Consider the following 24,201-nt stretch of genomic DNA (forward strand, 5'->3'; position numbering starts at 1 on the left):
CTGTTTAAAACCACTAAAACAATTATTATGAACTGCAATACCACTACTGCAGCTTTGCGATCCTAATTCAATTTGACCAATTTCCGAATCTGTGTTCCCAGTTTGGTCTGCAACTGCACCATGTAGGTTCCTTTTGCGAGGCTGCCCACTTCCAGCTGCAGGTTTGCATCTCCCTGTTCGATGTCGAAATTCATGTCTTTCACTTTTGAACCATCGAGGGTGTAGATGCTGATATTCACAGACATGGCCTCCACGCTGGAAATAATAACCGATGTCAGACTGCTGGCAGGATTCGGCATAAACTCGCTGATGGTCAGTTTCTCACCGCTGCTGATCTTAGCCTGCACTATCCTGGAATGCGTATATTTTCCGTCAAGGTCAATCTGTTTCAGGCGGTAATAATAGATTACTCCCGGTTTTACAGACTCATCCTCATACAGATAGTTTCTGACGGTTCTTGAATTGCCGTTACCGGCCACTTCCCCGATTTTTTCAAATTTTACGCCATCGGTACTTCGCTCAATATCAAACCGAACATTATTCATTTCCGATGCCGTTGTCCAATCCAGGCGGATAGCGATATTCTTTACCGGTCTGGCTGTGAAAGCCGTCAGCTCTACCGGCAGGGCTTCATTCGACCAGAATGTCGGATACAGGTAGAAGGTAGAAGACTGTTCCACTTCGAAAGAGATCTGCCAGTAATCCCCCACCCTTGTAAATCTCGGGCTGATGACGACCGGATCCGGAGAAACCTTTGGAGGCATGAAACTGTCTGTCGTACTTGGATAGGCCACCAGAAACAGTTCCGGCGGATTTTCAAAATAGTAATAACCTCCGTTGTTCAGTGTCGCACCCTGCAGGGCCGCCACCTCTTCATCCGTAAAATACAGGTTGATGGTCATCGGTGCATCGTTGGTCGTATTGATGTTCCATGCTCTCGGCAAGTATGGCTGCGGCAGATAGCCCACATCCAATATCCAGGAGTTTACAGACTGTACATCCCCAACGGCCGGGTCGCCGGCGACATTATAAGGCAACTGCGCACAGAACGTGGTGGCTCCAATGGCCACTGCATCCGCACTGTCCGTCACGGATGAAAGCAACCTGCCATTTGCATCATAATAGCTGTAGGTCGTTCCGTTCTGTATCGGACAGGACAGACAGAATTCATTGCTGTATTTTGACACTAAAGAAGTATCCACTGCCGGCGGTGTAATCAGCTGAACAGCAGTATCCTTACAGTCATGTGCATTTGTCACCACCCAAAGGATCGTACTTGTAGCACTGGTTCTGGAAAGTGCGCCCACCGTAGTCGATAAACTGGTTGGTGAAACGATACTGCCCGGGCCGTCGGAAACATACCATTGACCACTGGATGGCGTCGGATCTGTTGCGGTTATTGCAGCGATATAACCCGCCGCATCCGTACAGTTATATATGGTACTGCCCGCGCCCACCGTTTGCGGCTTCGTGACAGACCATTTTGAACTGATAGTTCTGGATATACAACCCTGTGCGCAGCTTCTGATTACCCTGACCACCACTGAATCTGTCGCTCCCTGACCGACAACCGTGCCGGAGGTGTATGACTGCCATGCGCCATTGTCCATCTTCCAATCATAGGTTTCCGTACAGCTGACACCACCCCAGCCCGGAGTGATCGTTACAACGGTTCCTCTGCCGTAGCATAAAGGTTTTGCCGTAGCAAACGGCGATGCCATCTTAGGCATGATATCCACCGTAATCTTAACACAGGAGGTATCCCTGCACCCGAACTGATTTTCTGAAATCACCACATAGGTAGTGGTTGAATCCGGCATTACCACCTGGCTTACCGACGTGTAGAGTATTGCTCCAGTAGGGACACAACCCGGCAGGGCAGCATCTTTCTTATACCATTTGGTATTGACCATATTGGTGGTAGGTGAAAAGGACACCGTACAGCTATCCCCCTCACACAGGTAATTGGTGGTAGTGGTAGCTGTAAATTCCGGTTTGGGATTTACGGTTACCGTTGTATTATACGTATATTTACATCCCTCGCCTGCGGTAATCACCGCAGAGTAGGTGCCGGCCTTTACGGGAACGGCATCTACAATGGAAGGGTCTTCCACTGTAGAGGAATAGCCGTTCGGGCCTGTCCATACGTAAGTATATCCGGTACTTGGCGGTGTAAACTGAATACTGATGGTATCTCCCTGACAAACCGCATGGTTCGGAGAAACCAGTCCTTCACCGATCAGTCGTTTTGCCGGTATGAATAAACTGTTCAGAAACACACGCATACCATTGACATTGGACAACGAGGTGCCATCGTAGGAGTGCCCGCCCAGGTAAATCATGTTACCACCCACCTTACTCACATCACCGAATTTACAGGCGGCAAACTGCACGACCGTGTCCAGTCCAGCATCTCCGGTCACATCTCTCATAAAGTATCCTCCGGGGTAGTAGGTGGCTGTCCAGCTAGAAGGAGCGACCGGCCTGAAGTTATATATTGATCCGCCGGTTTGCGTAAATGCGCCGTGAAACTGGCTGATAGGCATATTCCAGTTGGCGTATGCCTGCGTGGTAACGCCTGCATTCACGTCCAGAATCCCCTGCGTGGTCAGATAGCGCTGCGCGCCGTAATTTTCTATGGCATCTATCCCTTCACATTGCGCCAGGAAGTTACCACCTGAAAGTACAAAGGATTTTAAGTTGTTTAAACGGAGTGAATCCGAACTCTCGTAGTCTGATACCCCCCAGTGCGGTGTAGACGCAAAGGTAAAACAGGAAGCGGAGTCAATAATATACCCTTCATCCAGAATACGGTAACGGCTGGTATCTATCAATGCTCTTTTAAACACGTCTTCATGAATATCGGCATTCCCCCCATCGTCGTATATTGCCATAAACGGCTTATGCACAACGGTATAACGGACATCCGCGTTGACCGTCTGATTGGTCTGGTAAACCTGAATATCACTGGTGGTACCGGTAATTTTATTATTGAATGCCTTCAAAACAGTTCTGGCTGCGGCTGTATCACTCGGTGAAATTACAAACGGGCCGGAGCGGAAATGCGTCAGCACATAACTTCCCATTGTCGGCGTTATCTTACGGCAACGCACCGACATATCAATACTGTCTTTTGCCAGTTTAGCGGTTTTAATCACCCATTTTAAAGGTACGTTGTTCCACAGCAACTCTACGGCAAGGCCGTATGCCTTTACGTTCATGACACTGCTGACACCCTGCGTGGTGTTATCCATGCCAATTATCCAGGAACCGCTTGGTATGGACTGAATGTTTGCAGTGGGCGGCGGCAAGTCATCGCCTTTCATGTTCAGTTGTCCCAACCATGTCATCAGGAGCATGGTGAGCAACAGGGTTTTTAGATTCAACGTTTTCATTGTCTGTGGGGTTTTGGGTTTCATGTAAATATTTTTCAAATTCTCTGATTTTAGAATTTAAAGCTGAAACAAAGGAAACACCCGGAAGAGATAGTCAGAAAGCAATTGAGCTGTCAATTGTTTTTCATCGAACTGCTGTTTTTAAAAATCAGCTGATACAGATACTATTCGTGGAAAAAAGGGTCATACGGTTTGTTTCTAGTCTTTAAATTGTTTACAAATTCAAGAGTCTTCAGTTAGGGTTTACAAAGCAAATTTATGTCAAGAAAACCAATTTGTCAAATTTTTTAACAATTATTTTTAATTATCCTGGACAAATATGTGCAATCTGGGAAAGAAATTTGATTTTATAAAAACATATAAAACTGATAATCCGTATTTTATGAGACATGGAAGTACTACTGAAAATATTGTGCAGCCCGATACAAAAACCCATACAAAAAGGCGGCATACCATCCTGCATTCGGTACGTTTTTACATTTATTTTCATTCAGAACATGTTTTTTGTTTAAAACGTGGTATGTTTTTTGAATCACATTCCTAAATTCCTGTATGAAAAAACATGTATTGTCAGTCATCTTATCTATCCTGCTTGTGCAGCCCCTTTCTGCCCTGGATAAGGGTAAGCTGACCGACTGGAGCGGTGCCGGTGCACAAAGTTCCCTGCCGTCGGTTGCGAAGAAAATCATGCTGACCGATTTCGGCGGTAAAGCCGATAATGTGTCGGATAATTCCGTGGCTTTGCAAAACGCTATTAATTCGTTGAACGGGAACGCGGGTATTATAGAAATCCCTGCCGGAAATTTCCTGATTAAGAAAACCATTTCCATTCCATCCAATGTTGTCATAAAGGGGCAAGGCAGCGATAAAACCATTTTAAATTTTAACCTGAACGGCAGCGGCAATCTGTTTTCCATTCAGGGCACCGCCACCCCTATCTCCGTTCCTATCCTGTCCGGAACCACAAAGGAAAGTAAAACGATTAAAGTGAGCAATGCCGTTAATTTTGCCGTGAATGATTATGTGCTGGTTAAACAGACAGCAAACAGCTTACTCGCATCCGGCTGGGCGTATAATTATTTTTTCCAAATCGAAAAGATCACAAAGATAAACGGGAATGAAATCAGTCTTGAAAACCCCCTTCGGCTTGATTTTCCGGGTGCAAACAATCCTGTTTTACAAAAAATAAGTCCGGTGCAGCATGCAGGCATAGAGTCCCTGAAAATAAAACGGAGTGACGCAAGTTCCGGTCAGACCTCCAATATCTTTTTCAACTATGCCGTCAACTGCCGGGTGAAGGGCGTGGAACTGGAAAACGCCAACTACGCGCACATCACGCTGCAAAGCACTGCAAACACGACCATTTCCGGCAATTACCTGCACGATGCATTTGATTACGGCAGCGGCGGAAAGGGTTATGGTGTGGTGCTGCAATTCGGCGCCGGCGACAATCTTATCTGCGACAACATCGCCCAGTATTTGAGGCATTCCATTTTAGTGCAGGCAGCAGCCAACGGCAATGTCATCGCGTATAATTATTCGTACAACCCGTACTGGACAGAAGGCTGGTTTCCATCCAATTCCGCCGGCGATGTGGTGCTGCACGGCAATTATCCGTACTCCAACCTGTTTGAAGGTAATATTATCCAAAACCTGGTGATTGATAATTCGCACGGCATCAACGGGCCGTACAATACGTTCTTCAGAAACAGGATGGAAGGCTATGGCGTGGTGATGAACGGCCATTCGGGTGACCAGATGAACTTTATCGCGAATGAAATCACGGGAACCGGTTTGCTGAAAGGATTGTATTCTACCGACGGCAACCATACGGAGATTGGCAACAACATCAAAGGCGATATACAAAGCGGAATCGTTACAGAAACGTCGCTGATCGACAGATACCATACTTCAAAATTCGGCACTCCGAATGCAGCAGGTTCCTGGAAAAATGAGGCGTACCTTCGAAACGGGCAATCGGTGAAAACGGTTGTTTCCGCGGACAAAGCTGCTGTCATTCAAGAGGCGAAACCGGAAACGGTAAAACCCAAAACCGTGAAAAAGCCAAAGAAAAAATGTTGCCTAAAAAAGAAGAAAAAAAAGTAAATACCTGTGGGGTACTAAAGCAGTGCAGTTCTGCTCTTTTTTGACAACTGTCCTCTCGGTCCGCCGGCTGGCGGAGAGATATCTTGCTGCAGTTTAGTATATTACCGGTTTATTCTCCATATGCCATAGCAAGATTTCTCATTCGTTCCTCATTCGAAATGACGGGGTGCTAAAGCAGTGCAGTTCTGCTCTTTTATGACAACTGTCCTCTCGATCCGCCGGCTGGCGGAGAGATATCTTGCTGCAGTTTAGTATATTACCGGTTTATTCTACATAAGCCACAGCAAGATTTCTCATTCGTGCCTCGTCGAAATGACGGGGTGCTACAGCTTACTGCTTCTGTTTCTCAGGATATGGTCGGCGATGACCAATGCAGCCATCGCTTCGACGATAGGTACTGCGCGCGGCAATACACATGGGTCGTGGCGCCCGCGGCCGGTGACAGCCACTTCGTTCCCTTCTTTATCCACCGAATCCTGCGCCTGCATGATGGTGGCTACCGATTTGAATGCAACCTTGAAATAAATATCCATACCATTGCTGATGCCGCCCTGCACGCCACCGGAATGATTGGTTCTTGTTTTGATTATGCCGTTGTCATTATAAAATGCATCGTTGTGTTCACTGCCACGCAATTCGGTGCCTGCAAATCCGCTGCCGTATTCAAAGCCTTTCGCCGCATTGATACTCAGCATGGCCTTTCCCAAACCGGCATGCAGCTTATCGAATACCGGTTCGCCTAAACCTGCCGGAACACCTGTAATCACACAGCTCACCAGGCCGCCGATGGTATCACCGTCTTTCTTCACCTCTTTTATCAGTTCTATCATTTTTTCCGCCGTTTCCGCATCCGGACAACGGACGATATTTTCTTCCGTTTTGGATAAATCCAATTCGCTGTATGTTTTTCCGATTTCTATTTTTCCCACTTTGGAAACATAGGCCTTCACGTCAATACCAAAATGCAGCAGCAACTGTTTGGCAATAGCCGCAGCAGCTACCCGAGCTGCGGTTTCTCTTGCCGAGCTTCTTCCGCCTCCCCGGTAATCGCGGGAGCCATATTTAGCATCGTACGTAAAATCTGCGTGCGACGGACGGAAACTGTCTTTGATATGTTCATAATCTTTGGACTTCTGGTCTTCGTTGCGGATAAGGATGCCGATGGGTGTACCCTGCGTCACCCCTTCAAAAATGCCGGATAGAATTTCAAACTCATCCGCTTCCCTGCGCTGCGTCACGATATTCGACTGACCGGGTTTTCGTCTGTCCAGTTCTGCCTGAATGAATGCCGTATCGATTTTCAAACCGGCCGGGCAGCCGTCAATGATAACACCTAATGCGGCACCATGACTTTCGCCAAAGGTGGTAATACGAAAAATTTCTCCAAATGAATTTCCTGCCATAAAGCGAAGATAAAAAATTAACTAAATAACTGAGTAATTAAATCTCCTTTGGAAACATCAAAATGTGCAGCAATATTTTTAAGAATATTTAAGAATATTATTAAGTGTGCCTATTTTTAAGGGGCTATGATTGGGTATTGTTTCTGAATGTTCACCGTTAAGTTATGTTGTAATCCTCATATGACTGCCACTTTGCCTCATCACTTCATACCCATATGGTTTCAGTAATTTTATCAGCTCTGTACCCGTAATATCTTTCGGAATTCGCATAAAATCATTAAACTAAAGCAAAAACTTCATCTTTAACAAAATGTAACCGTACCATCTTAGGCATATCTTCCGGATTGTCAAAATGACACTTAACGACATCATTAATCATCTCTTTTAACTCTTTAAAAGAATCACCTTGTGTAAATATATTCTGGCCCAATGCACTCGCATTATAGCCTCCACCGGGATCTTCTTCAACTAAAAATACCAGTTCTGTAGTATTCATCTTGCAGATTTTATGATTTAAAGATTCATTATTTTTCCTGATTTAATTATCGTAATTACGAGCTAATATTCATGACATCTTAACGTATTCATTTGTTTCTTTTACCTAACTTGCCGTAAAATTCATTTTCATGAAAAATCGTATCAGTTTCATCCTGTTTTTCAGCATCTTTATTTCCTTCCTGTCTGCACAAAACAACACAAAACCAGTTGCACAAAATGCCCGCCCGAAATTAGTGGTGGGCATCGTGGTGGACCAGATGCGCTGGGATTTCTTATACCGGTATCATGACCGTTATTCAAAGGGCGGATTCAAAAGGATGATGAGGGACGGCTTCAGCTGTGAGAATACGTTTATCCCCTATTGCCCGACCGTTACAGCCGCCGGACACGCGTGTATCTACACGGGTAGTGTACCCGCCATTCACGGAATTGCAGGAAATAACTTTTATGATTACACTGCAAAGCGGGAGATGTATTGCAGTGAAGACAAAACGGTACAATCCGTTGGAACGTCCAACGATAACGGGCAGATGAGCCCGCGCAATATGCTGACCACCACCATCTGCGATGAACTGAAACTCGCCACTAATTTTAAGGGGAAAGTAATAGGTGTGGCCATCAAAGACCGCGGCGCCATTTTGCCGGCAGGACACAGTGCCGACGCTGCCTATTGGTATGACAGTAAAACCGGGCATTTCATTTCCTCCACATATTACATGAAAGAATTGCCGAAATGGGTACAGGACTACAATGCTTCCGGCGCAGTAATAAACCATTACCGGAAAAACTGGAATACGTTGTATCCGATAAACACCTATACACAAAGTGACAATGACATGAACTCCTATGAGAATACCCCTTTCGGGGAAGACCAGAAAGGATTTCCGTATGATTTGAATCGTTTTGCAGACAAGAAAAACTATGGCGCCATTCGCTTCACCCCCTATGGCAACTCATTGACTGCCGATTTGGCGAAAACGGCATTACTGAATGAACAGTTGGGTAAAGATTCCATCACCGATTTCCTGGCGGTGTCCTTTTCCTCACCGGATTATATCGGACATTCGTTCGGCCCGAACTCCATAGAAGTCGAAGACACCTACCTGCGGCTGGATAAGGATTTGGAATCATTTCTTTCTGTATTGGATAAACAGGTTGGCGCAGGCAATTATACCGTTTTCCTTTCTGCTGACCACGGTGTGGCGCACGTACCGGGCTTTTTGGAAAAGCATCGTTTGCCAAATGGCGGCGTAACGGGCTCCAGGGTGGATGCCGCGTTGAATCAGGAACTGAAGGCACATTTCGGGGTGGATAGTTTATGCCTGGGCAGCTGGAATTATCAGTTTTTCCTGAATCAGGAACAGATTAAAAACAAAGAACTCGACAAAGATGACATCATTGAAGCCGTAATAGCGTTCTTAGAGAAACTGGAAGGTGTAGACCGGGCATTAGAATACAGCGATTTGCAGGAAGCCATGCTGCCGAAAGCGTTGAAAGAACAATTCATCAACGGTTATTACCCAAGCCGCTGCGGAGAAGTGCTGGTGATCCTGAAACCCGGCTACATCGATGATGAATACGGCGGCAAAGGTACCACGCATGGCGTCTGGAGTCCGTATGACGCGCATATCCCGTTGTTGTTTTACGGTAATGGTATTGCAAAAGGGAGAAGTTACGACAAAACCTATATGACCGACATCGCTCCTACCCTATCCAGTCTGCTGCATATTCAGATGCCGAGCGGATGTATTGGAAATACGATTAAGGAGGTGATAAAAAAGTAGCTGATTCTTTCACTGTATCTTATGCTTCAGCACCATCATCGTCAGCCTTGAAATATTGAGAAGATTTTCTTCATTTTCATCGTAAATCTTAATTTCCCAAACCTGCGTTTTGGAGCCAAGATGAATGGGCCGGGCAATACCGACAACCCATCCTTCCCGCGCACTGCGGATATGATTGGAGTTGATGTCCAAACCAAGCGCATATTCTTTGCTGATATCCAGGCACAGGTTGGCGGACATGCTCCCCATGGATTCTGCCAGCACCACATACGCTCCGCCGTGCAGCAACCCCATCGGCTGGCGGGTACGCCTGTCGACCGGCATCCTGGCTTTCAAATAGTCATCCCCGATTTCCAGGTATTCAATTCCGAGGTGTTCATCAATGGTTCCTTTACTTTGCTGCTGCAGGGCTTCTAAGGAGATGTGGCTCAGTTTCCAGATAGGCATATTTCTTTCTTTACGACTTAAATGTATTTGGTGACTAATTCTGCATTAGGATAAATGCACGGATTTTATATTTTCAGTTTCATAAAACTTTATCCCGTTAAAAATACCATTTTAATCACTAATTATCAAATCGTAAATCTTGATAACTTTTTCACCAACGTCTTTCTTCATATGCCTTACTACCCTTACCTTTGCACATGCATTCCAAAATTCTGATTTTTGATTTCGGTTCCCAATACACACAGCTTATTGCCCGAAGAATCCGCGAGTTAAATGTTTACTGCGAAATACACCCTTACAATCATCTGGACGTTTTAGACAAACAGGACTTTAACGGCATTATCCTTTCCGGTTCTCCGTTCTCCGTTTTGCAGGAAGACGCACTACATTTTCCGGTGAAGGAGTTGCTTGAAAGATACCGTTTACCGATGCTCGGGGTTTGTTACGGCGCTCAATATATTGCCCATATTTTTGACGGGAAGGTGGAACGCTCCTCGAAACGCGAATACGGCAGGGCCCATCTGGATTATATTGAACCGACCAATAAATTATTCAAAGATATACCGCCGAAATCGCAGGTATGGATGAGCCACGGCGATTCCGTGCTGGAACTGCCGGCAGGGTTCGAACTGCTTGCCACCACGGATTCCATTCCGGTGGCTGCCTTCAAACACACGGAGACGGAACTGTACTCGATTCAGTTCCACCCGGAAGTGACGCATTCGGTGGACGGGAAAACATTGCTTAAGAATTTTGTGGTGGAAATCTGCGGCTGCCGGCAGGACTGGACACCCCTCTCGTTCATTGAAGAGACCGTTGCAGAAATAAAAAAAACTGCAGGCAACGACCATGTCGTGCTCGGACTTTCAGGAGGTGTGGACTCGAGCGTGGCGGCATTGCTGCTGCACAGAGCCATCGGCAAACAACTGACCTGCATCTTTGTGAATAACGGATTACTGCGCTATAAGGAATTTGAAACCGTACTGGATTCCTACCAGCATTTGGGACTGAATGTCATCGGTGTGGATGCTTCCGAGCAGTTTTATGCCGAGCTGAAAGGCATCTCGGAACCGGAAGCGAAACGCAAAGTCATCGGAAAGGTATTTATCGATATTTTCCAGCAGGAAGCTGCTAAAATCGATAATGTAAAATGGCTGGGACAAGGCACCATCTATCCCGACGTCATAGAATCGGTTTCCGTTCACGGCCCGTCTGCTAAGATAAAATCACACCACAACGTGGGCGGCCTGCCGGAAAAGATGCACCTGAAAATCATTGAACCGCTGAACCGTCTGTTCAAGGATGAAGTGAGAAGGGTGGGCAAAGCGCTGGAACTGCCGGAAAATATCCTGCACCGCCATCCTTTTCCGGGTCCGGGATTGGGAATACGTATTTTGGGAGACATCACGAAGGAAAAAGTGGACATTTTACAAAAGCCGATCACCTCTTTATCGAAGGCTTGAAATCATCCGGATTGTATGACCAGGTTTGGCAGGCCGGTGTGATGTATCTTCCCGTCCAGAGCGTCGGTGTAATGGGTGATGAAAGAACTTATGAAAATGTTGTAGCTTTGCGCGCGGTTACCAGTGTGGACGGCATGACGGCTGACTGGAGCCATTTGCCGTATGAATTTCTGGCACGAATTTCGAATGAAATCATCAATAACGTAAAAGGGATAAACCGAGTAGTATATGACATCAGCTCCAAGCCGCCGGCTACTATTGAATGGGAATAACCTATTGGTATTGCTCTTTATTTTAGTCGGAATTTCATCCTGTGCCGCTAAAAAAATTACCGCTACCGAACTGTCACCTTCCGCTATCAGGAATGCGGAGGTGGTAGCCATTAATACACCAAAAGAAAAGGTGATGCCCGACGATGAAGACTCCCTTAGCAGAAAGCCGGTCATTTTTGACCTTCAGAATGAAAACACTATTCCAAAACCAGCCTCCATTGAACCCGAAAAGGTAAAAACAGCGGATGAGATTCATAACATCGCGGTACTTCTTCCATTTCATCTAGACCAGATTCCACTGGGGAAATATGCGGATGATACGACCAGGCAACTAAGCATCGACTCCAAAAATGCCATAGAATTCTATCTCGGCTGCCAGCTGGCACGGGAGAAGTTTGCGGGCCGGAAATCGACCACCAACGTATATTTTTTAGACAGCAAAAACGACTCCGCCACGATGGAAGCGGTTTTCCTTCGGAAACCATTTCCCAATGTGGATTATATCGTTGGCCCCCTTTATTTCAACACCCTCTCTCTGGCGGCTGACTTGGCAAAACAACAGGAGATTCCATTGATTTCTCCGTTAGCGAATTCAATGTATATACGCAATAATCCATTTTATTACAATGCGAATGCCTCTTTAAGAGGCCAATACTCCTTTTTGCTGGAAACGATCAAGGCTAAGTACCCCTCTAAAACAGTGGAAGTGATCTACGACGGGAAAGATTCCCTTTCGGAAAACATCCGTATGCTGAAAGACCTGGCAGGTAATGATTTCACTTACGGAAACATCCATTTCACTTCATTGCAGGCGTGGGAGGATTTTAACAAAACGATGGTCAAACCGGATACCGTTTCGGAACGGGTGATACTTATCTATTCAACTAAAGAATCCTACATTAAAACCATTTTAGCAAAACTGAAACCGGTAAAAAACCCATTGCGCATCTTCTGCACTTCCGTCATAAAGAATTCGAAATCATTGGTGGACAGCAAGTTTCCGCATACTGTTTTTACAACCTTCCCCTACAATAACAAGACGCCCAATCATACTGTTTTCGCGGCAAAATATGAAGAGAAATTTTTGAAAAAACCTGCCGAAACAGCTTCACAGGGATATGACATCCTGATGTATTTGTTCACTATTTTGGAAAACAACCAGGAACTAAGCAGCAGCACCTATACTTTCTCCAATAATTTTGACTTAACTCAACTAAAGCTCCGGTTTAAGCCCGTTTTAAATAAAAACGGAGAAATTAATTACTACGATAATACAAATCTGTATCTTTACAAATACGTAAACGGAATTTTTGAAATCGCAACGCCTTAATTTTTTATGAAAAAACTTATTTTCTTTTCAGCAATCTTATTAGTTGCTGCCTCTCAGCTTTTTGCGCAATACAACGTTGAGCTGTTAGGTAAAAAAGTATACACCGGCATGAACCTTTCAGGCAGCTGGGGTTATAATGATACCGTAAACCAGAAGGAATATGCTCTAGTAGGTACAACCAAAGGGTTATCCATAGTAGACGTAACAACTCCCACCAATCCTGTAGAAGTAAAATTTATCAATGGAAAAACCGGTACCTGGAGAGAATGCCAGACATATAAAAGCTATGCCTACATCACACAGGACAACGACACGACTAATTCTGAAGGAGTGCTCATCTATGACTTAAGCACCTTGCCTGCAGGAAAAGTGGATACCTTCAAAGGCACCAACCCACCGACTGCTGATTACATTGGCAGAACGCATTCCCTGTACATTGACGAAAAAGGATTTCTGTATCTTAACGGCGGCGATGCAAAAGTGAATGGTGTCAGAACAAACGGTGTGCTGATTTACGATTTAAAACCCAATCCTAAAAAGCCTACCTATGTCGGATTTACCCAAAATCTGTTCGGCACCGGCGGCGTGAATTATGTGCACGACTGCTATGTACGAAACGATACGATGTATCAGGCCCATATTTACAACAACCGTTTTACCATTTGGGATATACGCAACAGGGCTAATCCCATCAAGATAAATGATTTCACTACTCCCTACACCTATCCGCATAACATTTGGCTATCGGACAACAGCAAAACCTTGTTCATCTCGCATGAGTCCTTCAATCTTCCGGTCGAAGCCTACGACATTTCAGACTTAAACAACATCAAACAATTGGCTGAATTTAAAGTAAGCCCGACTAACAGAGAAATCGCCCATAATGTCCATGTATTGAACGATTATATCATTACTTCTTACTATTCTGATGGTGTTGCGATTTTTGATGCGTCTGACCCAACAAATGTGGTCACAATCGGATATTACGATACACAACCCACTTCCACCCAGACGGAGAACGGAGTCTGGGGTGCATATGGCTTTTACAATTCGGGTATCATCACACTCAGTGACATGATAAAAGGATTATTTGTCATAAAACCCACCTACATCCGAGCAGCCCGTATGCAGGGAATTGTGACGGATACCAATACCACCCTGCCGATTACAGGTGTTAAAATCAGTTTTGTGGACAGTACAATGAGTACTATGACGAACTTCCAGGGGTTCTACAAAACAGGAACCGCCAAAGCCGGGTTAACGCGTTTTAAAGCGGAAAAGACCGGATATATCACTAAATATTTCTCCGTCAATCTTGCCAACGGCAGAAAAGATACGGTCAATATTCAACTGCGTCAGATACCCGTTCAGGTGAGCCAGTCCGCTTCCTTTTGCCAGAACAGAACCTACACCTTACCGGACGGAAGAACCGTTTCCGAGCCGGGCACTTACATCTCTGACATCGTTTTACCTTCCGGAAGAGACTCCATCATTACCACTACCCTTTCCCAATTAAATGCTTCGTTTACAGATAAATCCGTGCGTATCTGCGAAGGAGAATCCCATACGCTGCCGCATGGAAATACCACTACCGTTGCGGGGGTTTACACCGACACATTCAGCAATTCCATTGGTTGTGATTCCATCGTTACGAGTACTTTAGCAGTTAACCCTGTATATGAAATCTCAAAAGATGATACCATTTACAAAGATGATGTCTATATATTGCCGAGTGGCTCCACCACCTCAGCAGCAGGCACTTATGTCAGCAACCTGAGCACTGTAACATTCAATTGCGACTCTGTCATCACCATCCACTTAACTGTTTTGGATACATCAACACTGTCAGGAATCAAGGATTTAACCAATATGCCGGTTAAATTCATCCTGAACGGAACCGAACTGACCCTTGTGAACCATTCCGGTTCCTTCATCCGGAAACTGGAAATCTATAATTCGGTGGGTGCGCTGGTTAAGGAATTTACAAATCCTGAAAACAGCCTTCTTTTACCTGATTTACCGAAAGACATCTACCTGATAAGGGGATTTACCCTCCGGAATGAACAATACATACAGAAAGTGGTCATTTATTAATTGATTTGTAACATTATGTGCATTAAACATTACGGTTTTTTGCGTAAAACCCGTATATTCGCACCCTTATTTAACAAATTACAAACATGGGTAAAGGAACAAGAACGGCGCTCGTTATTTTAACGGCATTAGTGGTACTGATTTGCATTTATTGCTTGTCATTCACATTTAAAGTAAATTCCATTGAGAAAAATGCAGTGGCATTGGCAGAGAAAAACATCTCCATGCAGGATCCTGCCCTGCGATATCCCGGAAACCAGCTGTCACAGTTTTTATATGAAGACTCCATACACCAAAACAGGGTATCCTATAAGAACAGGTATCTGGACTCCATTTCAAATGAAAAAGTATACCTGTGGAATACCTATAAGGCGTGCAAGGAACAACAGCTTAATTTAGGACTGGACTTACAAGGCGGTATGAGTGTGGTATTGCAGGTTTCCTTAACGGAGTTACTGCAATCCCTGTCCGATAACAGCCGCGACCCTAAATTCAGACAAGCGCTTACACTGGCTGAACAACGTATGATTACCAGCAATGATGATTATGTTACCCTGTTTATCCGGGCTTTTAAAGAATTAAAACCAAATGACAAGCTGTCCACGGTATTTGCAACCCGAAACAACAAAGATGACATCAATTTTGAAAGTTCAGACAATGATGTGGAGAAATTTATCCGCAAACAGTCCACCGATGCGATTAACAGGACCTACAGCATCATACAGTCCCGTATTGACCAGTTTGGCACCAAACAGCCGACTGTAACACTGGAGCCCAACAGAGGAAGGATTACGGTGGAAATAGCCGGTGTCGATAATCCGGCACGTGTCAGAAGACTGTTGCAGGCTACCGCCAACCTGGAGTTTTGGGAAACCTACAAGGCAACTGAAATCGCCAAATCCATCAATGATGCCAATACGGCCTTAAAGGCCTATCTGGATACTCAGAAAGATTTAGGAAAAGATTCATCGGTACAATCGAAAGCAAAAAATCTGCTGGATGAAGACAGTGATGCAACAGATTCTGCTTCTGTGAATCCATTAAGCGGCGCTAAAAATGTGCAGAAAGATACTTCCAAAGCAAAGCAAATGGAAGATTTCAGAAATGAGAATCCATTATTTGCAGTGCTGCAGCCTGCGGTGGACGAACAAAACAGATTTCAGGAGTCCCCCGTAATCGGCTATGTCAGCGCCTTAGATACGGCAACGCTAACAGAATACCTGAACAATCCCGCTGTAAGAACTGCATTTCCAAAGGATGCAGAGTTTTTACTTTCTGCAAAACCTTTCGGCGACAAGCAGAAATTCTATTCCATTTATGTTATCAAGAAAAACACCAACAGCGGAAATGCTCCGTTAGATGGCAGTGTTGTGACACAAGCCCGTCAGGATTATGACCAAAACGGACAGGTGGTGGTCAGTATGCAGATGAATACCTTAGGCGGAAAAACGTGGAGAGACCTGACACGTAAAAATGTAGGCAGTCACATCGCCATTGTTTTAGACAATCAGGTATATTCCGCACCTGTGGTAAACGGGGAAATTGATGGCGGTAACTCACAAATCAGCGGCGGATTTGACGTACAGGAAGCCGTAGACCTGGCAAACGTATTAAAGACAGGTAAACTTCCGGCATCCGCAAGAATCATTGAAGAGGAACTGGTAGGACCGTCACTTGGAAAACAATCCATCAATGCCGGATTAATCTCCATGATGGCCAGTTTCCTGTTGGTGGTGGTATTTATGGTTTTCTTCTATTCTTCCGCAGGAGTAGTTGCCAATCTGGTCTTGCTTCTGAACTTATTTATGATTATCGGACTGATGGCCGGATTCAGTTCCACGCTGACATTGCCCGGTATAGCAGGTATCGTATTAACCCTCGGTATGGCGGTCGATGCGAACGTAATCATATATGAACGCGTCAAAGAAGAACTGAGGGAAGGTAAAAGTTTGCTGATTTCGGTAGAGGAAGGATTTAAACACTCCCTGTCTGCCATATTAGACGGTAACATCACCACATTCCTAACAGCCGCCATCCTGTTCTTTGTCGGCCTTGGACCTGTTAAAGGATTTGCGGTAACCTTAATGATTGGTATCGGAACCACCTTATTTACGGCTGTATTGCTGACAAAAATAATTGTTGACAAACGCATGGAAAAAGGCAAGTCACTGAATTACTTCACCCCATTTACCAAAAACTTTCTTCAGGGAAAGAACTATGATTTTATAGGAACGCGAAAAATCACCTATGCCATTTCCACCGTCTTCATCATTATCGGCCTTATATCCTTTTTTACGAAAGGATTTGAACTGGGCATCGATTTTAAAGGTGGCCGGGAGTACAAAGTTCGTTTTGAGAAGGGAGTCAACACCAATGAGGTTCGGGAAGCATTAAATGCAACGCTAGGCAATGGAACGGTCGTTAAACAATTCGGGTCCGCCAATCAGGTTAAGATCACCACCTCCTACCTGATTAAAAAAACAGGCAAAGAAGTAGACGGGCAGGTGGAAGCTGCCGTATATAAGGGGCTGAATAAATTCATTCCCAATACATCGCTGGAGACTTTTAAACGGGTGAACCTGATGAGTTTCACAAAAGTGGATCCAACCATAACAGGAGACTTTAAGAGAAGCTCCCTTTTAGCCACTGTCTTATCCCTGGTCATCATTTTTATCTATATCTTAATCCGATTCCGAAGATATGGTTACTCGATAGGTGCAATTGTTGCTACGGCACATGACGCATTCGTTGTACTGGCATTGTTCTCCATTTTGCACGGCATCCTGCCCTTTGCACTGGAAATTGACCAGACATTCATAGCGGCGATCCTTACGGTTATCGGTTATTCTTTGAATGATACGGTTATCATCTTCGACAGATTACGGGAATACCTAAAATTACGTCCGAATGCGGTCATGAAAGATACCATGAACGCTGCTATCAACAGCACCTTATCCCGAACATTCAATACAGCCTTTACCGTATTTATTGTGGTATTCATCCTATTCCTGTTCGGAGGCTCCGTGCTGAAAGGGTTCTCCTTTGCAATGCTGATCGGAGTGGTAGTGGGTATTTATTCATCTGTTTTCATCGCTTCACCCATCATGTATGACCTGGACAGAGACCACGACAAATATGTTGCTGCCGAAACAAAAAAGAAAAAATAAAACTTAATTTTTTATTCAACTCTAAAGTCCTGTTTTACAACAGGACTTTTTTATTTTACAGTATGAAAAATACAGACTTTCTAAATCAGGTAAAGTTCCCGTTTCCGGTCAGGCAACAGGTATTGTGGGGTGACATGGATGCCTTTAAGCATGTCAATAACGTAATTTACTTCCGCTATTTTGAAACCGCCAGGGTGGAATTTTTCAACAAAACCAATCTTTGGCAAACCTATATCGACGAGAATATCCGAATAGTGGTAGGAAAATTAGAATGTAATTATATCCGGGAAATCATCCATCCTGCCGAAATAGAAATTTCAGTAGGCATCAAAAAGATCGGCAATTCCAGCCTGACCGTTCATCACATCGTAATGTACAATGGAGCCATAGCAGCACATGGTGAAGGTGTCATAGTGGCTACCAGTCCTGTCACCGGGAAATCAACACCGTGGACAGATAAATTAAATAGTGAATTTACAAAATGGCTGTAGCAGGAGGTTAATATTGCTGTGTAAACACGGAGAAATGCCGGCCTTTTTCTTCCAGTTCACTGATGGCATTGGCAAATATATTATTGATGACTTCCAGGTTGTACTTCTCATCAAACAATAAATCTTCATAATTAAAGATGAGTAGCTGAATATTATTTTGTCCAATCCAGGACAAATCATTCAGGCATTCATCCAGTGAATCGAAATTGGGTGAAAAGTAATCCGGAAAATTCAAAGCCTTTGCTATTTCATCGTAAAAGTAAGGCAATACGGAACATTTCTCTCCGTCAATAAATCCGAGGAAAATACCGTTTACAACCAGATTATTTTTAAATGTCTGCATGTTATTTCACTTCTCTAAATGAATTATAATGATCGCTTGTGTACCATGCCCTGCCGTCACTGCCGGTTACGAGCCGCTGGGCACCTCTGTTTTTCCCGTCTGTTCTCGGATTGACGTCCCATTCCCTGTAGCTGATGACATTACCGGCAGCATCGCGTTCCGGCAGCAGTTTCTCATAGTTCCCGAAACGTCTGCCACCTTCATATCCTATCGGCGCCTTATTTTTTGTTCGAACAAAACCCAGCACTTGCAAAACTTTTGAAGGTATGAATGTATCTGTTTCTGCCGTTTGTTTTTTACTTCCCTTCTCTTCGATTACCTCCGGAACCGTTGGTGATGAAATAACCGTTGGCGCAAATTCTTTTTTAGCGGCATTGTAGCCATCCAGATAACCTGCCTTGTAAACGGCATCATAATCAAATCTGGATAGCTGGCTGCATCCGGAAATGAAACCTGAAAAAAACAAACAGAAAATTACCCACAGCAGCGATGACTTCAATAGAGAGCGGATATGTAGATTCCAAAAACGCATCGCTTAAACAATTACAACAACTACTTCTTGTTTGCCTTGGCATGGTCAGCCAGGAACTGGGCAAGTCCCTTATCCGTCAGCGGATGGTGGAACAGCCCGACGATAGAACTCAACGGACAGGTTACCACATCGGCGCCGGCTTCTGCACATTTTACGATATGCAATGAACTTCGTACAGAAGCAGCCAATATTTGTGTTTTGAATTGATAATTATCATAGATATGCCGAATCTGGTGTATCAGTTCCATGCCATCCAGATTGATATCATCCAGCCTTCCGACAAAAGGACTCAGGTAGGTAGCACCCGCTTTGGCTGCCAGCAATGCCTGTCCGGATGAAAAGACCAGTGTACAGTTTGTTTTGATACCCTGATCCGAGAAATACTTGATAGCTTTCACCCCTTCGCGAATCATGGGGACTTTCACCACAATGTTTTTATGCAGTCTGGCCAATTTTTTCCCTTCTTCCACCATACCTTTATAATCCGTGGAAATCACTTCCGCACTCACATCCCCATCCACAATCTCACAGATTTTTTTGTAGTGATTCCATACATTTTTCTCCCCGATAATGCCTTCCTTAGCCATCAATGAAGGATTAGTCGTGCAGCCATCCAGAATACCCAAGTCTGCTGCTTCTTTAATCTGAGCTAAATTGGCGGTGTCAACAAAAAATTTCATTCTTGATTTATTTGATTACAATAATAATAAAATAAAACGTAATGACCGATAAATGTTATTCACGTCAGGTTCCTCTGTTCGCTTTGTAACCATTTGAGCCAAACCATGTTTAAACATATTTAAGATAGATTTAGTACAGAAAACTTTACCTTTGCGCCATGAATCAACAGAAAGCATTTTATCCGTTGTTATTTGCCGTTATATTAGCTTCAGGAATCTATTTAGGGTATAAAATCCAGGACAGAAACACTGCCCGATACAAAGTTTTTTTTAATTCTGAAGCCGGCTCTAAACTGGATAATATCCTCCGGCTGATAGATGCCAAATATGTGGATACGGTGGACCAGCAAAAACTGTATGAAGATGCCATCACTAAAATGCTGGAAGACCTGGATCCGCACAGTGTGTACCTGCCTCCCATGGAAATGAAACACGAGGCGGAAATCATGGAAGGGAATTTTGAGGGAATCGGAATCGAATTTTCCATCTTACGTGATACCGTACATGTCTTAAGCCCTATCAGCGGCGGGCCTGCCGAACAGGTCGGAGTTTCGGCCGGGGATAAAATCTTAAAGATAAATGACTCCTCCTTTGTTGGAAAAAACGTGACCAACGAATCCGTGATGAAAAATTTAAAAGGTCCTAAAGGCAGCCAAGTGAAAGTCACCATGATGAAAAGCGGCACTAAGAAAGCGATTTCCTATACCATCAAAAGGGATAAGATTCCATTATACAGCGTGGATGCCGGCTTTATGATTGACCGTCAGACCGGATACATTAAAATCAACCGTTTTGCCAAGAATACCTATGAGGAATTCATGGTAAAACTGGACACCCTGGTGAACAGGGGAATGAAACGATTGATTCTGGACCTGCGTCAGAATCCGGGCGGATTTATGGAACCTGCCATCGCCATTGCCGATGAATTTCTAGACGGAGACAAGACGATCGTTTACACAGAAGGCCGAACCATGCCCAAGACATACGAAAAAGCCCGAACATCCGGACTTTTTGAGAACGGCAATCTAGTGGTATTAATTGACGAAGGTTCGGCATCCGCCAGTGAAATCGTCAGCGGTGCCGTCCAGGACTGGGACAGAGGCATCATCATCGGCAGACGTTCTTTTGGTAAAGGGCTGGTGCAGCAGGAATACCCGCTGGGAGACGGCAGCTCGGTAAGGCTGACCGTTGCGAAATATTTTACACCCAGCGGCAGAAGCATACAGCGTCCTTATGAAGATAATGTGAATGCCTATTACGAAGACATCTCCAAACGATTCAAAGACGGAGAAGTATTCAATCAGGACAGTATCAAGCAAAACGGTAAACTGATTTATAAAACCCTGTTAAAAGGCCGTAAAGTGTTCGGCGGCGGAGGTATCACTCCGGATATTTTTGTACCACTCGACACCAGCATGATCAACCCATTCGTATCGGAGGTTTTCGGTTTGAATCTGCTGCAGGAATTTTCCTACAATTATTACAATGAGCATAAAGCTGCATTTAATGCCTTTGCCAATTTAGAGACGTTCAAGAATAATTTCAAGATAGACAACAATTTCTACAGCTCCTTTACAGCATACTGTTTCAGTCATGGAGCGAATAAAGAATCGGCTGTGTACGCAGAGCAATCAAGGGTTTATTTAAGCAATAAGTTAAAAGCATTTATCGCTAAACAAAAATGGAAAAGCGATGGATTTTACAGTGTCTCAGCTCAAGATGACAAGATGGTGCAGCGTGCCCTGCAGGAACTGAAGTAAGTGCTTATTTTTTTCGGAAGAAGATATTAATCGGAACACCGGACAACGGAAACTGTTCGCGCATCCTGTTTTCCAGATAGTTTCTGTATGGTTCACGGATAAAGTCCGGATGGTTGCAAAAAAATGCGAAGGAAGGTGTCTTGCTCGGCAGCTGCGTAACGAATTTTATTTTGATATACTCCCCGCGATAAGCCGGCGGCCCGTATTTCTCAATCTCTCCCAGCATGATTTCATTCAGCTTATGGGTTGGAATTTTAATCTGTTTGTTGTTATACACTTCCAGCACCTTGTCCACCGCCTGATAGATACGTTGTTTTTCCAGCGCTGAAATGAATACGACAGGAACGTCGGTGAATGGGGCTATCTTTTCCTTGATTCTTTTCTCGAATTCTAAAATGGTTTTGGAATCTTTTTCAATGACATCCCATTTATTCACAACGATCACCACGCCTTTCTTGCGCTGTTCGATGATGCTGAAAATTTTCAAGTCCTGCAATTCAATACCCACCGTAGCATCGATAATCAGAATACAGACATCGGCTTCCTCTATGGCTTTCACCGCGCGAATGACGGAATAAAATTCCAGGTCTTCGTGCACCTTATTTTTCTTCCGGATACCGGCGGTATCAATCAACAGGAATTCCTTTCCGTATAGATTGTAATGGGTATGAATGGAATCTCTGGTGGTGCCGGCTATATCTGTAACGATATTGCGTTCCTCACCTACCAACGCATTCAGCAGGGTGGATTTTCCTACGTTTGGCTGTCCGACAATGGTAATCTTGGGAAGGTCGGCATAGATATCGACCGCATTATCCAATTCCTCCGGAATCTGATCGGTAATGAAATCAAGTATCTCTCCAGTCCCGCTTCCGCTCATGGAAGAAACACAGAACAGGTTCTCAAACCCTAATCCGTAAAATTCATTTGCCTGATAGGAGCGTTCCGTATTATCCACCTTATTGACGGCAATGATAACGGGTTTCTTAGTTTTGCGCAGCTCCTGCGCCAGCGCTTCATCCAGATCCGTGATGCCGGTGGTCACATCCACCATAAACACCATCAGGTTGGCTTCTTCGATAGCCAGCCGGACCTGTCTGCGGATCGCTTTTTCAAAAACATCTTCTGAATGTAACACAAAACCGCCGGTGTCAATCACATTGAATGTTTTACCGTTCCATTCGGTGATGCCATACTGCCGGTCGCGCGTGACGCCGCTGAAGTCATCGGTAATGGCTTTGCGTTCTTCCAGCAAACGGTTAAACAAGGTGGATTTTCCCACATTCGGACGACCTATGATTGCAACTGTATAAGACACGGCGATTTACGATTTATATTGTTCGATGTACGTTTTTGTAAATTTCAAACAGCAAAGGTAGGGATTAAGTGTATTATATCCTTGAAACACAATTTACTAAAATCTCATTATTACATTATTTCATTACCAAATCAGGCACTTAATAATCCCTGTACCCAAACTTCCGCAGCATGCTTTCATTATTCCGCCAGTTGTCGGAGACTTTGACGTGCGTTTCGAGAAAAATCTTTTTACCGAAAAACTTTTCCAGGTCCAGGCGCGCCTGCGTGCCCACTTTTTTAAGCATTTCGCCGTTTTTACCAATGAGTATCGGTTTCTGGCTCTCGCGTTCGACATAGATCTCTGCTGAAATCTTAATGATATCGCCGTCTTCCATAAAGTAGTTGAAGACCACTTCACAGCTGTACGGTATTTCCTGTTTGTAGTTCAGCAGGATTTTTTCGCGTATCACCTCCGTTACAAAAAAGCGCTCCGGACGGTCGGTGATTTCATCTTTATCGAAATACGGCGGGCTTTCCGGCAAATACCCGATCAGGCTTTTCATCAGTTTTTCCAGGTTCCAGTTAAATTTGGCTGAAAACGGCATGACTACTGCCGGCGGAAAATCCGCTTCCCACAACTGGCTTTCCTGTTCCACCTCATCGTGTTCGGCAATATCCATCTTATTGAGAAGAAAGATAACCGGCACATTCATCTTTTTTATTTTCTCATACTCCTCCGGCTGTTTTTCCGGCTTGTCGCCGATTTGCACCATATAGATAAAGACATCCGCATCTTCCAGGGACGTGCGCACGAAATCCATCATGGATTCCTGCATCTTGTAAGCCGGTTTGATGATACCCGGCAAATCGGAAAAGATCATCTGAAAGTCCTCCCCATTCACGATTCCCAGAATCCGGTGGCGGGTAGTTTGTGCTTTGGAAGTGATAATGGATAACCGCTCCCCGACGAGCGCGTTCATGAGTGTGGACTTACCGACGTTCGGTTTGCCCAGGATATTGACATAGCCTGCTTTATGGTTCATGGTAGATGGTCTAAATTTTTATAAAAAAATCCTGTAATTCGATGTAATTATAAATTTACTCAAAATTAATGTGGATATGCAAATAAAAGAGTGT

Annotated in this window: 16 protein-coding genes and 1 pseudogene; 8 read left to right on the top strand and 9 right to left on the bottom strand. The window is 44.4% G+C overall.

Translation table 11 applies throughout. The annotated features are described in order from the left end of the window. Positions 1-62: 62 nt before the first annotated feature. On the bottom strand, positions 63-3,419 hold the full coding sequence (locus IPM95_08140; GenBank protein ID MBK9329271.1) for a T9SS type A sorting domain-containing protein: 3,357 nt from the start codon (positions 3,417-3,419) through the stop codon (positions 63-65). A gap of 528 nt (positions 3,420-3,947) precedes the next feature. Here IPM95_08140 and IPM95_08145 point away from each other — a divergent pair. Further along, positions 3,948-5,501 carry a hypothetical protein gene (locus tag IPM95_08145; GenBank protein ID MBK9329272.1) on the top strand — a complete coding sequence of 518 codons (1,554 nt, stop codon included), beginning with the start codon at positions 3,948-3,950 and terminating at the stop codon, positions 5,499-5,501. Between the two features lie 323 nt (positions 5,502-5,824). On the opposite strand, the gene aroC is transcribed toward IPM95_08145, so the two are convergent. Both aroC and IPM95_08155 read right to left on the bottom strand, forming a co-directional pair. Then, positions 5,825-6,904, bottom strand: coding sequence for a chorismate synthase (aroC, locus tag IPM95_08150; protein ID MBK9329273.1), 1,080 nt, complete (start codon positions 6,902-6,904; stop codon positions 5,825-5,827). A gap of 277 nt (positions 6,905-7,181) precedes the next feature. Continuing rightward, positions 7,182-7,400: a 2-oxoisovalerate dehydrogenase gene (locus IPM95_08155; GenBank protein MBK9329274.1), complete on the bottom strand. Its 219-nt coding sequence runs from the start codon at positions 7,398-7,400 to the stop codon at positions 7,182-7,184. Positions 7,401-7,530: 130 nt separating this feature from the next. On the opposite strand from IPM95_08155, the gene IPM95_08160 reads away from it, so the two are divergent. Beyond that, complete coding sequence (locus IPM95_08160; GenBank protein MBK9329275.1) at positions 7,531-9,186, top strand: alkaline phosphatase family protein; 1,656 nt, start codon at positions 7,531-7,533, stop codon at positions 9,184-9,186. Positions 9,187-9,195: 9 nt separating this feature from the next. Here the strand turns inward: IPM95_08160 and IPM95_08165 are convergent, their stop codons facing one another. After that, a complete protein-coding gene (locus IPM95_08165; protein MBK9329276.1) occupies positions 9,196-9,633 on the bottom strand; it encodes a hotdog fold thioesterase in 438 nt (145 codons plus the stop codon). A gap of 197 nt (positions 9,634-9,830) precedes the next feature. Here IPM95_08165 and guaA point away from each other — a divergent pair. The 5 genes and pseudogenes from guaA to IPM95_08190 all read left to right on the top strand — a co-directional run bounded on the left by guaA (position 9,831) and on the right by IPM95_08190 (position 18,450). Further along, positions 9,831-11,368, top strand: a pseudogene (gene guaA, locus IPM95_08170) (glutamine-hydrolyzing GMP synthase). After that, on the top strand, positions 11,325-12,698 hold the full coding sequence (locus IPM95_08175) for a hypothetical protein (GenBank protein ID MBK9329277.1): 1,374 nt from the start codon (positions 11,325-11,327) through the stop codon (positions 12,696-12,698). Before guaA ends, IPM95_08175 begins: the two are co-directional and overlap by 44 nt. Before the next feature lie 6 nt (positions 12,699-12,704). Further along, positions 12,705-14,792 (top strand): choice-of-anchor B family protein, encoded by a 2,088-nt coding sequence (locus IPM95_08180; protein ID MBK9329278.1) that lies wholly within the window; start codon positions 12,705-12,707, stop codon positions 14,790-14,792. 86 nt (positions 14,793-14,878) lie between these two features. After that, positions 14,879-17,959 carry a protein translocase subunit SecDF gene (gene secDF / locus IPM95_08185; GenBank protein MBK9329279.1) on the top strand — a complete coding sequence of 1,027 codons (3,081 nt, stop codon included), beginning with the start codon at positions 14,879-14,881 and terminating at the stop codon, positions 17,957-17,959. 62 nt (positions 17,960-18,021) lie between these two features. Next, the gene (locus IPM95_08190) at positions 18,022-18,450 is read left to right on the top strand and encodes an acyl-CoA thioesterase (GenBank protein MBK9329280.1); all 429 of its coding nucleotides are present in this window, start codon (positions 18,022-18,024) and stop codon (positions 18,448-18,450) included. Between the two features lie 7 nt (positions 18,451-18,457). Here IPM95_08190 and IPM95_08195 read toward each other — a convergent pair whose 3' ends face one another. From IPM95_08195 to fsa, 3 genes are read right to left on the bottom strand one after another with little or no spacing between them, the layout of a single operon-like run. After that, complete coding sequence (locus tag IPM95_08195; GenBank protein ID MBK9329281.1) at positions 18,458-18,793, bottom strand: barstar family protein; 336 nt, start codon at positions 18,791-18,793, stop codon at positions 18,458-18,460. A gap of 1 nt (position 18,794) precedes the next feature. Further along, complete coding sequence (locus IPM95_08200; protein ID MBK9329282.1) at positions 18,795-19,325, bottom strand: ribonuclease N; 531 nt, start codon at positions 19,323-19,325, stop codon at positions 18,795-18,797. A 20-nt stretch (positions 19,326-19,345) separates the two neighbouring features. After that, on the bottom strand, positions 19,346-20,005 hold the full coding sequence (fsa, locus tag IPM95_08205; GenBank protein MBK9329283.1) for a fructose-6-phosphate aldolase: 660 nt from the start codon (positions 20,003-20,005) through the stop codon (positions 19,346-19,348). A gap of 158 nt (positions 20,006-20,163) precedes the next feature. Between fsa and IPM95_08210 the strand changes: the two genes are divergently transcribed. Continuing rightward, the gene (locus IPM95_08210) at positions 20,164-21,765 is read left to right on the top strand and encodes a S41 family peptidase (protein MBK9329284.1); all 1,602 of its coding nucleotides are present in this window, start codon (positions 20,164-20,166) and stop codon (positions 21,763-21,765) included. A 4-nt stretch (positions 21,766-21,769) separates the two neighbouring features. Here the strand turns inward: IPM95_08210 and der are convergent, their stop codons facing one another. After that, positions 21,770-23,083, bottom strand: a complete 1,314-nt coding sequence (der, locus tag IPM95_08215; GenBank protein MBK9329285.1) for a ribosome biogenesis GTPase Der — start codon at positions 23,081-23,083, stop codon at positions 21,770-21,772. A gap of 139 nt (positions 23,084-23,222) precedes the next feature. Next, positions 23,223-24,107 carry a GTPase Era gene (era, locus tag IPM95_08220; protein ID MBK9329286.1) on the bottom strand — a complete coding sequence of 295 codons (885 nt, stop codon included), beginning with the start codon at positions 24,105-24,107 and terminating at the stop codon, positions 23,223-23,225. Positions 24,108-24,201: the final 94 nt, after the last annotated feature.

The sequence above is a fragment of the Sphingobacteriales bacterium genome, from assembly GCA_016719635.1.
Classification (GTDB): domain Bacteria; phylum Bacteroidota; class Bacteroidia; order Chitinophagales; family JADIYW01; genus JADJSS01.